The organism is Acinetobacter pittii (genome assembly GCF_034064985.1).
Classification (GTDB): Bacteria; Pseudomonadota; Gammaproteobacteria; order Pseudomonadales; family Moraxellaceae; genus Acinetobacter; species Acinetobacter pittii_H.
Genome location: NZ_CP139249.1, coordinates 2,407,691 through 2,419,144, shown reverse-complemented (window position 1 = coordinate 2,419,144; position 11,454 = coordinate 2,407,691). Strand labels below are relative to the sequence as shown.

The window sequence follows — 11,454 nt, the reverse complement described above, 5'->3', positions numbered from 1 at the left end:
TGCGAAAGGAGGAGCAATAATGCAAACATTAAAAACAACTCCTTTGTATTACGGCAAAAGTCCTGCACGAGGCGACTTTTTAAAAACAAAAGGTCAGAATGCTCTAATACAGTTGCTTGATCAGTGGATTACTGAAGCATTGGAATATGCAATGCAATCAGGTAGCTTTAAACAAGCTTATAACACGTTACCTTCATTGGATTTCTTTATTGCGAATCCGAAAGAAAATATGTTTTTAGCGGCAAATTTGCTCGCAAGTGAAGATAGTTCAGGTCGATCTTTTCCAATGGTACTGAGCCATTTATTAGAAATTGATTTACCGTATGATAATTTGTTGTACGCACCATATAGCTATAAACATGTACTCGTTGATTTATTTCAAAACAATCGTGCTTTAAAAGGAATTAAAGATTCCGATCTGTTGCTTGGAAAATTAGGGCACTTACAAAATCAAATTCAGGTTTTAACTGAACGCGAGTGTGTAGGTTTCTATGAAAATCATACGATGCATTCATTTGCTCAACTCATGAAGTTAAGTATTTATCAATTGGCGCAAAGTATGATTGGGCTGGGATTATTACTGCAACCAATTTTACAAAATGGAACGAGTCGCTTAAATAAAGTTTTAATTTTGCCTATTAATAATCCTGCTTACAGTTATGAAATAGCAGCATTTTGGGTCAGCATTATTTGTCGCTTTTTAAAAGAACATAATACTGAGGTATTGATAGGTTTATTACATCGAGATCAACCTGTATTATTCTTCGGTTTTCAAGGGGCTGATATTTTAGCCCTGAGCGATATTTTTACTCAGAATATGGATAGTAAACATTGGGTTTCTTTAATAGAAGCTCAGTGGATTGATACTTATTTGGAGCAGAATGCTGGTTTAGCTACGCTAGAACAATCATTATGCCAACGCCAATTAAGTTTAAATCAAGGCTTAAAACTATTTAGACAGACTTTTTTGGGTGAATAATAATGAATCAACGATATCAAACTAAACTTTCACAGCTCATAAAAGGCTGTTTTATCTATGCTATTGCTAACTATGCTTTGGCTCAGCCGATTGTCGTAGAAGGTGTGGTCCCTAACGAAGCAAGTAAACAGGCTATCTTATTAAAAATGCAATCTGTTTATGGTGCTGATCAGGTTGTAGATAAAATACAAGTGAGACCCGTAGCTGCTCCAAATGGGTGGAGTGACTCGGTGACGCGAGTGATTACCCCTGATCTTAAAAAGGTTTCGCAAGGGAAATTAAGCGTAAATGGTACTCGATTTGAGCTAAGTGGAAAAATGCTGAATCCAGCAGATATCCAGCCTACAATTCAATCTTTTCAAGGGTTAGTGCAGCCACCATATCAACTGTATTCACAGTTATCAGTCAATCAGGCTGAGCAAAAAATCATTGATGACGCACTTAAAAATCGAATTATTGAGTTTGAATCTGGTAGTGCAGTTTTAACTAATGCTGGTCAAAAAATTCTCGATGAGATGGCTGTTGCTTTAAATAAAGTAGGCGGTAAAAAAGTCAAAATTATTGGTCATACTGATAGTTCCGGTGATGCAACTAAAAACTTAAAACTTAGCCAAGATCGAGCATTAGCAGTGAAAAACTATTTGATTAGTAAAAGTATTCCTGCCGATCATTTATCTACAGAAGGTTTAGGTTCATCTAAGCCAGTTGCAGATAACACTTCTCCAGAAGGCAGAAAGAAAAACCGTCGAATTGAGTTTACTGTTCTATAAATATAAGGAGAAGAACATGGCTAGCCCTTACATTACGATTGGATGCCCAACCACTGGTGGAGGGCAAGTCATTTCAGGAAACAGTACATTTTTAATTGATGGAATTGCAATTGCCTGTGTAGGAGATAAGGCAACTTGTCCGTTACACAAAACGGTTTCTACGATTGTATCGGGAGATCCAAATATGCTTGTTATGGGAAAATCCGCAGCACGTGTAAATGATTCATTATCATGTGGCTGTAAATTATTGCCAAAACAGAGTTTAGTTAATCAAGGATAAGGGTAGAGATATTTTTATATAGATATAAATATCTACTAAAACATATTAACGCTTGAAATGATGAGTAGTTTGTCTGATAAAGCTGAATTTTGTTAATATACAGGCATTATGATTTTAAGCATTAAATTATTTAAAAATATTGAGAGTAATGATGAGTAATTTAAAAATTTTAATTACAAAACTTTCTACAGTTGCACGAACTGCTTTAGAAAAATCGGCTAATGCTTGTGTTATTCAACAAAATTACGAAATTGAAATTGAGCATTTATTTTTAGAATTACTTAATCAATCTTTAGAGAATGATTTAAAAATTTTATTAAAGAAGTATAAAATTTCATCTGAAGCTTTAGTTGATGATTTAAAAGAAACAATTTCTCAATTACCAAAAGGTAATACTCGAACTCCTATTTTTGCTAAATCTATTGTTCGTTTGTTTGAACAAGCTTGGTTATTAGCTTCGGCTGAACAAAATCCAGTTATTCGTAGTGGTCATTTATTAGTTGCGTTATTAACTGCGCCTGATTTATATCAAATTGCAACAAGAGCTTCGAGTTTATTTGACCTTTTACCAATTGATTCCATGAAACATAAGTTTCTTGAAATTTGTGAGAAGAGTGTTGAACAACAAGATGAAACAAAAACGCCTTCTGATGAAGCTGACTCAACAGAGGCGACTGTAGCAAATACCAAAGTAGCTAAAACACCTGCACTTGACCAATATACGATTAATCTCACTGAAAAAGCGAAAAAAGGTGGTATAGATCCAGTTATTGGACGTGAATATGAAATTCGCTTAATGCTCGATATTTTAATGCGTAGACGCCAAAACAATCCGATCTTAACCGGAGAACCTGGTGTTGGTAAAACAGCTGTAGTGGAAGGTTTGGCTTTAAAAATTGCTCAAGGTTTAGTACCAAACGCCCTAAAAAATGTACATTTACATGTGCTGGATATGGGACTATTACAGGCAGGTGCAAGTGTTAAAGGCGAGTTTGAAAATCGTTTAAAACAGGTTATTCAAGAAGTTCAAGCTTCTACTCATCCTATTATTTTATTTATTGATGAAGCACATACTTTAATTGGTGCAGGTGGACAAGCAGGGCAAAATGATGCTGCAAATCTTTTAAAACCAGCACTTGCACGTGGTGAGTTGCGCACAATTGCTGCGACTACTTGGGCAGAATACAAACAATATTTTGAAAAAGATGCTGCATTGAGCCGACGTTTTCAGGTAGTAAAAGTAGAAGAGCCAACCGAAGAAGTTGCAGTAGATATGTTGCGGGCGATGATTCCAGTCATGCAGCAGCATTTTAAATTGCAAATTGATGATGAGGCGATCGTTACCGCGGTTCATTCTTCACATCGATATATTAGTGGTCGCCAACTTCCGGATAAAGCAATTAGTGTGCTTGATACGGCTGCAGCACGTGTTGCTTTGACTCAAAATGCTCAACCTGTAAAGCTTGATCAGTTAAAGGCCCAAGAGCATAACTTAAAGCTTGAGCAGCAAATTTTAGAAAATGAGCATCGTCAAATTCCAATTCATCATGAACGATTGGAAACTTTAAAAGCTAATTTAGAATCTTTACAAGAAGAGATCCAAGAAACCGAAGAGCAGTGGCAAAAAGAATTAGAACTTGTTCATAAAATTCAAGAGTTAGAAGCACAGAATCATGCTAATGAGTCTGAAGCTTTCGATCAGATTAATCTACTGCGTAAAGATCTTGCCGATATTCAAGGTCAGCAACCATTAGTATTTGAAAGAGTAAACTCTCAAATCATTAATGAAATTATTTCTGATTGGACAGGTATTCCTGTTGGAAAAATGGTCAATGATGAAATTAAACAGATATTAACGCTTGAAGATAAATTGGGCGAGCGTGTAATGGGGCAAGATTATGCACTCACACAATTAGTTCAAGGCATTAAAACTTCAAAAGCAAAACTTGAAGATCCTAATAAGCCACAAGGTGTATTTCTTTTAGTGGGACCGAGTGGTGTAGGTAAAACTGAAACTGCATTAACTTTGGCAAATGAGTTATATGGTGGTGAGCAGCATTTAATCACAATTAATATGTCTGAATATCAAGAAGCCCATACTGTATCTTCGCTAAAAGGTGCACCTCCAGGATATGTCGGATATGGTCAAGGTGGGGTTTTAACAGAAGCGGTTCGCCGTAACCCGTACAGTGTTGTGTTACTTGATGAAATTGAAAAAGCTCATAGCGATGTTCAGGAACTGTTCTATCAAGTATTCGATAAAGGTACTTTAGAAGATGGTGAAGGACGAGTAATTGATTTTAAAAACACGACTATTTTGTTAACTTCAAATGCTGGTTCAAGTGCCATTATGCAGGCTTGCTTAAATAGACCTGTAGAAGAGTGGCCTACAGCTGAAGAGTTGATTGAGCACTTAAAACCAAGTTTATATAAACAATTTAAGCCTGCATTTTTAGGCCGAATGAGAGTTGTACCTTATTTCCCACTGCATGATGATCTACTTGTACGAATCATTAAGCATAAGTTAGGCAAAATCACAGCAAGAATTGAGAAACAATACGGAACACAAGTCCAGTATTCTGATGATTTGGTAGAGCTCCTCTTAAGCCGTTGTACAGAAGTCGATAGTGGTGCGCGTAACGTTGATAATATTTTAAATTCTACAGCGTTACCTGCATTGGCTACAGAAATTTTGGTGGCTTTAGCAGAGCAAAAACTACCAAAAATTATCATGATTGATGCTAAAGATGACGAAATTCAATATGTACTAGACCCAGTTGTAAAAGCTGCTAAAAAAAGGACTAGTAAAAAATTGAAGTCAGAAGTTTAAAATTGAATAGAGCTAAAATTAGATGAATATTGATATTTCTGAACTACTTGAACCCATTAGTGATAGTTTGCCTTGTGGTGACGACTTTTCGTTTTCTAATGAATTTCATGAAATAAAAAAAGCGAAGACACAAGATGATCTATTACTAGATCAAGGTGATTGGGTTGCTGAGCGCAAACAAGCCGATTGGGACTTTGTAGCAAAGAACACAAGTGTTTTGCTAAAAGATAAAACGAAAGATATTCGTCTATTAACTTGGCTCTTAGAAGCTTGGACTCATCTTGATGGTTTTGAAGGTATGGCGAAAGGTTTAACTTTAAGCCATTCCATGCTAAATCAATACTGGCAGGAAATTCATCCTGTTATTGAAGATGATGACTTGGATCAACGCATTGGTTTATTACAGGGTTTAATTAATCAACTTCCGATGTTGTTAAAGAAAGTCCCTTTAACCAATACGGCTCCTTATTATAATTTGCTTGATTATGATAATTTTCTTTATCACGAAAATGTTCGCCGTAAACAAACAGAAGAGTATGATAGCCAGTCGGGGCCATCGGAATTAGAACAATTCGACCAAGCTATTTTTAATACGTCTAAAACTTTTCAATATTCTAACTATCAAGATTTTAGTTCAGTGTTAACTGAGTGGGATGTTTTAAAGCAAACTCTCGATCATTTAATGGGGCTAGATTCGCCAAGTTTTGCTGCGATTGATTCAGCATTTGAGACTATTCACAGCACATTACGCAAGATTTATAAAGCAGAAGCTTTTGGTTCAGGACTTGCACCAATCCAAGAACAGGCTACTGTCATCACGAGCTCATCTATGGAAAATCAAGTGCCTGTACAAGTTGTTTCAGATCAGCCTGCTTTTCAGCCTCAAGCACAAACACACTTGGCTAACCGCGAGCAAGCAATGAAAGTGCTGCAAGAGATCGCAGATTACTTCCAAGCAAATGAACCTCATAGCCCTGTGAGCTATATGCTTCAAAAAACTATTAAATGGAGTCAAATGCCATTACATGAATGGTTAGCGCAAGTCATTAAAGATGAGCATCCATTACAAATGGTTCAGGAAATGTTAGGTGTACAGCCTAAAAATGAATATGAATAAAGATTGGTAAAGACATATGTTTAAAGCTGAAAAAGTCCTGTGGGGCGAAGGTTTATTTTTAAGACCTCAACATTTCCAAATTCAAGATACCTATCATGAACAACGCCTAAATCATACGGTTCGTGCGGTTGTGCCTTTTTCGTATGGTATTCAAAAATTGAGTTTCGACGAGGCTCAATTGAGTACGCATATACTTGCTCTTGAGTCTGTAGAGATGATCTGGCAAGACGGTGAAATTTATCAGGCGCCTGCATATGATTTATTGCCTGAACCAATTTTATTAGATGATCTTAATTTACGTGGTGAGATGCTAATCTATTTAGCATTGCCACTCTTACAAGCAAATAAGCAAAATCTAATTGATCAAAACCAATCACAAAAGGGTAGATATCAATCTCACCTTGTCGAAACGCATGATCTATTTACGAATGCTACCGAAGCCGATATTAGTTTGCTACGCCGCCGTGCTGTTTTTAAATTATTAGATGTTCATAGTAATCCAGACCATAATTTAGATGGTTTCTTATATCTGCCGATTGGAAAAATTAAGCGCCAAAGCTCTGGTGCTTTTGAAATTGACCGAAAGTTTATTCCACCAATTTTGCACGTGGATGCCTCTGAAACACTCATTTCAAACTTAAAAAGAACACTGAATGTTATTAAGGCAAAAATTAAGACGATTCAAACCAATAACCGAGAAAATGAACAGAAATTAATTGAATTCCGTTCAGGTGATATTGTTTCTTTCTGGTTAGTGAATGCCTTAAATACAGCTCATGCCGGTTTAAATCACTTTGTGCAATATCCACAAATCCATCCAGAACGGTTGTTTTTCGAATTATTGCGTTTAGCAGGTTCATTATTAACTTTCTCGACAGCCTATGATGTCGATCAGTTGCCTGCTTATAAACATCATAATTTACAAGAAAGTTTTACTCAGTTAGACACGATTCTGCGTGATTTACTCGATACGATTATTTCAAGTCGTTATATCAGTATTGCGCTTAAAGAGATCCGACCTTCATATTGGGTGGGAAGTCTTGAAACCGATAAGATTACTCGAGACACTCGACTTTATATTGCTGTATCAAGTAGTGCTATGCAGACCCATGAGTTGATCCAGATCGTACCTTTACGATTCAAGATTGGTAGCACTTTGGATGTAGAGCAACGTGTAGTTGCTGCATTACCTGCAATTCCATTACATCATTTGATTCAGGTTCCAACGGCAATACCGGTACGTTCTGGTGTGAGTTATTTTGAAATTGAACCGCATCACGAGCTATATCAGCGCATGCTAGATTCAGAGACGATCTGTATTTATGTTCCAGCTGGTTTCCAAGATATCAGTATTGAATTGATTGCGGTCATGAACGCTTAACGGTAAAGGAGAGAAAAATGTCACAATCTACAGGCGCTCCTTCTTTATTTGACGATGGGCAAATCGGGACAGGTGGAAATAACAATAGCCAGTCGCAGGCAAAACTACAGGCAATTAATCTTATTGATTTATTGCATGATGGCTTTTATTTGATTTTTTTAATTCGAAATCAATATGTGCCAGCAGATGCGCAGCAATTCCGTGAAAAAACCCTAAATTTGCTTAATCAATTTGAGCAACAAGCTAAAAAACTACAATTTTCAGCTGATGATATTCATGATGCTAAATATGCATTTTGTGCATTAATTGATGAAACCATCGTAACGCAACAAGACCCAAGCTATTTTAATTTACAGAATGCTTGGTTGATTAGCCCATTGCAATTGAGCTTGTTTGGTTCTCAGTTAGCGGGCTATCGCTTTTTTGAAATTTTGGAGCAATTGCGAAGCCGTGGAAAAGAACGACTAGCTGCTCTTGAAGTATTTCATTACTGCCTTTTACTTGGTTTTCAAGGTAAGTACCGCATTGAGTCTATTGAAAGTCTTAACCACTTAGTATCAAGAGTGGGTGATGAAATTGACTATTTAAAAGGGAAAAAAGTTGCGTTTTCGCCGTTCTCGGCAATTCCCGATCAAATACGAAATATTATTCATCGCGAAGTACCTTTCTTTTGGATTTTGATCTTTTTATTGATTTTTGCATTACTTACCTTTGCAGGTTTAAGATTTATGCTGAACAATCAAAATGATAAAGCATTATCTAATTATCAAAATGTGATTTCTGCTCCTCAAGAGCAAGCGCATATTACAATTTATTTACCTTGATGATGGTACGAAATGGCTCAGGAAAAACCAACTTCTATTCGAGTTTTACAATCGAATAAAAAAAAGCCGAAATCACCACTACTTTATATTGTGATTGGTGTAATTGCAGGGGTGTTTGTCAGCATCTCGCTATTCCTGTTCTTGTCTCAACCGAATTCGCCAGAATCAGCAGCAATTGAGAGTAAATCAATAGAAGATCAAATTTTAAATCAAGATGCTGCTCATTCTTCTGATGAACAAAATCAGGTTGCTGTAAGCCAAGACAACGAAACAGACTCAATGAGCCGTGATGGCTTTGAACAGCCAAAAGATAATGAGTTAAGCAATATTTTTAAACCTGCTCCACATAAAGCTGTTGCTACGAATGAACAACGAGTTTCGCCGTTTGATGAGCAGCTAACAGGTGAAAAGAAAGTTCAGGTTGTGCCTCAGCTACAGACGGGTGCAGCTAAAGCGGCTCAGCCCAAAATACAGCCAACTCAGCAAAAACCTGTGAGTAAGCCGCAGCAACAAGTAGTGCAGGCTAAACCCGTAGTTGAGAGTAAAGCTCCAGCTGAACCAGAACCTGAGGTTGAGCCACCTAAGGCATCGGTAGATATTAAAATTACACGAAGTCCTTTTGCCGTGAATTAATGAACTGATGATGATCTTTCTCATTTTCTTTTGCTTTACATGTTTGGCAATTGGTTTAGCGTTTTTAATGTCTTATGAACTCAGGAGTAGAAGCAAAGATTTTGTTTTGTCATTACTGCCCCAAGGGCGTAAACAGCTTAATCAGGTGAAGCAATTTGCTCAAACCATGAATCAGGCAGCTGCTCCTGAAAAATTACAATCTCATTGGCATTTACAACAATGGTGGATTGTAATTGCAGGCTTTTTTTTGTTTGCCAGTATATTAATTTTTGCTTTTACTCGTCCGATTAGTTCAACTCGAATTGAAGCTGAATATCTGAAAAAAACTGATCCTCAAATTTATGCACTTTTAAATGGTGAAATATTATCGCCGCCGCCAGAAGTGGATGAAAGCTTAATTGAGGCCGCAATTGTTGAGGCTACGCAGTTAGAGCAGCAATATTCGTCTCAAAATAGTGGAGCTATTAATTCTTCACCGATTGATAATGCAAGTTTCGATGGTCGAGCTATTCTGGACACGACTTTGGTTGATCGTAAATGGGACAAAATGAACCCACGTTATAAACAGCGTTTACTCATGGTGTTTAAAATCATGAAAGAACAGTATGGTTATGAGTTGGTTTTATTAGAAGGCTATCGTAGCCCAGCACGTCAGAATATGCTGGCGGGCAATCCTAACACGACTAGAGCGAGGGGGTATCAAAGCTATCACCAGTTTGGTTTGGCTGCTGATGTAGCATTTAAACGAAATGGAAAAGTGGTTATTTCTGAGCGAGACCCGTGGGCAATGCAAGGCTATCGATTATATGGACAAGTTGCCGAATCGGTGGGGCTGACTTGGGGTGGACGTTGGAAATCTATCCAAGATTATGGGCATACCGAATTCCGTATGCCAGGCTTAAGAAAAACTCAAGAAATGGCAGAAAAACTTATTGCTGAAAGTTCGAATGATATAAGTTAAATATTGATTGAGGATTGAAAACGATCCTTTAAAACGGTCGTCATTTTATCTACAAGCTGGGAGATTATCCCAGCTTTTTCCCATGTGTAAATTGAAACGACCATAGGCGGAACAGCCCCGAATGAATCATATCGACGTACTCTACGTCCAGTGGTCGTAGCCACAGGTAATAAAGATAACCCTAATCCTGTTTCAACACTGACTAACACGCTTTCTAGGCTACTCCCCGTAAAGGCAATATACCAACGTCGCCGCTCACGTTCTAAGGTTGCGAACATTTCGTCCCGATAAAGTCCGCCTTGAGGAAAAGTGACTAAACTCACGGGGTCAGTCGATGGAGTCTTTGAGTTTTCACTTGCAAACCATGCCATTTCTTCTGGGAATGTAGCGTGGTGATCAGCACTGGCTGCGGGTTCTTTGACAATAATAATATCCAATTCACCATTCCGATAACGGTCTGTTAGGTTCCGACTTAAGCCAGAGGTTACGTCTAAACGAATGGAACGATGCTCTTTGGCAAATATACCGAAAACTTCAGCCATTGCAGGACTCATCATATCTTCTGGTAGACCAATACGAATAGGAATACTTCCTGCCGGATCTTTAAGTAGGGCCTCAGCTTCTTGTTGAAGAGTCAAAATCCGCTGCGCATAACCAATCAGATATTCTCCCGAAACTGTCAATTTGAAAGGTCTTGCTGTTCGATCTATAAGCACATGACCCACTGATTCTTCAAGCCGTGCTAACTGCTGACTAATCGTTGATTGAGTCAGATGTAATCGATCGGCGGCTGCGGTAAAACTGCCCGTTTCAAAAATAGTGACAAAAGCACGTAAAAGGCGAGGATCAAACATATTATGCACCGCTATGTTTAAAAGCAGATCAGATAAGTATTTATAATCTTAATACTATCGATTAAATAATTTAATTTCCAAATACTTTTGATGGTGTTTATTCTATTTACAAAATGTTTTGCCATAAATTTCTATTGGGAGACCAGCATGCGTAAGTCACTAATATGGATAAATCTGATCGTCGCGGTAGGGGCTTTAGGTTTTACAAATATGACGAATGCAATGAGTGAGTACCCTTTACATCAGGCAGCAATAAATAACGACACTCAATCTATAAAAAAGATTTTATCTCAAAAGGCTTTAATTGATGAGCGGGATGAAACTGGTTCGACTGCTTTGATGGTCGCAACAAGAGCAAATAATGTACATGCTGCTCATATGCTGATAGAGGCGGGTGCGGATGTAAATGCAAAAGATAATATTCAAGACAGTCCGTATTTGTACGCCGGCGCACAAGGATATTTAAAAATTCTAAGAATGACACTCATGCATGGTGCCGATTTAAAAAGTACTAATCGTTACGGTGGGACTGCGCTCATTCCTGCAGCGGAGCGAGGCCATGTTGAAACGGTTCGTACATTAATTGCGGCTGGTATAGATGTTAATCATGTCAATAATTTGGGGTGGACCGCATTGCTTGAGGCCATTATTTTGGGCAATGGAGAACCAAAATATCAACGCATTGTAGAGCTTTTATTAAAAGCAGGGGCTGATCCGAACTTGGCTGATAAAGACGGCATTACGCCATTACAACATGCGCGTTCACGAGGCTACCGCGAAATTGAAAAAAGACTTCTTGCAGCTGGTGCAAAATAAAAAGTGAGA

The 11,454-nt window shown here is 37.8% G+C and carries 11 protein-coding genes; 10 read left to right on the top strand and 1 reads right to left on the bottom strand.

All coding sequences use genetic code 11. From position 1 onward, the window contains the following. Positions 1 to 19 precede the first annotated feature (19 nt). From tagF to SOI76_RS11500, 9 genes are all read left to right on the top strand, one after another. Positions 20 to 979 carry a type VI secretion system-associated protein TagF gene (gene tagF / locus SOI76_RS11540; protein ID WP_104080269.1) on the top strand — a complete coding sequence of 320 codons (960 nt, stop codon included), beginning with the start codon at positions 20 to 22 and terminating at the stop codon, positions 977 to 979. Between the two features lie 2 nt (positions 980 to 981). Continuing rightward, positions 982 to 1,749 carry an OmpA family protein gene (gene motB, locus SOI76_RS11535; protein WP_104080270.1) on the top strand — a complete coding sequence of 256 codons (768 nt, stop codon included), beginning with the start codon at positions 982 to 984 and terminating at the stop codon, positions 1,747 to 1,749. 16 nt (positions 1,750 to 1,765) lie between these two features. Continuing rightward, positions 1,766 to 2,029, top strand: a complete 264-nt coding sequence (locus SOI76_RS11530; RefSeq protein WP_004793184.1) for a PAAR domain-containing protein — start codon at positions 1,766 to 1,768, stop codon at positions 2,027 to 2,029. 148 nt (positions 2,030 to 2,177) lie between these two features. Continuing rightward, positions 2,178 to 4,859 carry a type VI secretion system ATPase TssH gene (gene tssH, locus SOI76_RS11525; RefSeq protein WP_104080271.1) on the top strand — a complete coding sequence of 894 codons (2,682 nt, stop codon included), beginning with the start codon at positions 2,178 to 2,180 and terminating at the stop codon, positions 4,857 to 4,859. A gap of 22 nt (positions 4,860 to 4,881) precedes the next feature. Then, positions 4,882 to 5,976, top strand: a complete 1,095-nt coding sequence (gene tssA, locus SOI76_RS11520) for a type VI secretion system protein TssA (RefSeq protein ID WP_032053535.1) — start codon at positions 4,882 to 4,884, stop codon at positions 5,974 to 5,976. A gap of 16 nt (positions 5,977 to 5,992) precedes the next feature. Further along, positions 5,993 to 7,357, top strand: coding sequence for a type VI secretion system baseplate subunit TssK (gene tssK / locus SOI76_RS11515; RefSeq protein ID WP_032053536.1), 1,365 nt, complete (start codon positions 5,993 to 5,995; stop codon positions 7,355 to 7,357). A 17-nt stretch (positions 7,358 to 7,374) separates the two neighbouring features. After that, complete coding sequence (gene icmH / locus SOI76_RS11510) at positions 7,375 to 8,181, top strand: type IVB secretion system protein IcmH/DotU (RefSeq protein ID WP_016141458.1); 807 nt, start codon at positions 7,375 to 7,377, stop codon at positions 8,179 to 8,181. A 12-nt stretch (positions 8,182 to 8,193) separates the two neighbouring features. Continuing rightward, entirely contained in the window at positions 8,194 to 8,814 is a 621-nt protein-coding gene (locus SOI76_RS11505; RefSeq protein ID WP_104080272.1) for a hypothetical protein, read from the top strand. Between the two features lie 7 nt (positions 8,815 to 8,821). Next, entirely contained in the window at positions 8,822 to 9,775 is a 954-nt protein-coding gene (locus SOI76_RS11500) for a M15 family metallopeptidase (RefSeq protein WP_016141456.1), read from the top strand. On the opposite strand, the gene SOI76_RS11495 is transcribed toward SOI76_RS11500, so the two are convergent. Continuing rightward, positions 9,772 to 10,629, bottom strand: coding sequence for a LysR family transcriptional regulator (locus tag SOI76_RS11495; RefSeq protein WP_068562777.1), 858 nt, complete (start codon positions 10,627 to 10,629; stop codon positions 9,772 to 9,774). The two genes, SOI76_RS11500 and SOI76_RS11495, sit on opposite strands and share 4 nt — an antisense overlap. Positions 10,630 to 10,776: 147 nt before the next feature. Here SOI76_RS11495 and SOI76_RS11490 point away from each other — a divergent pair, with 147 nt between their 5' ends. Next, the gene (locus tag SOI76_RS11490; RefSeq protein ID WP_068562776.1) at positions 10,777 to 11,445 is read left to right on the top strand and encodes an ankyrin repeat domain-containing protein; all 669 of its coding nucleotides are present in this window, start codon (positions 10,777 to 10,779) and stop codon (positions 11,443 to 11,445) included. Positions 11,446 to 11,454 lie beyond the last annotated feature (9 nt).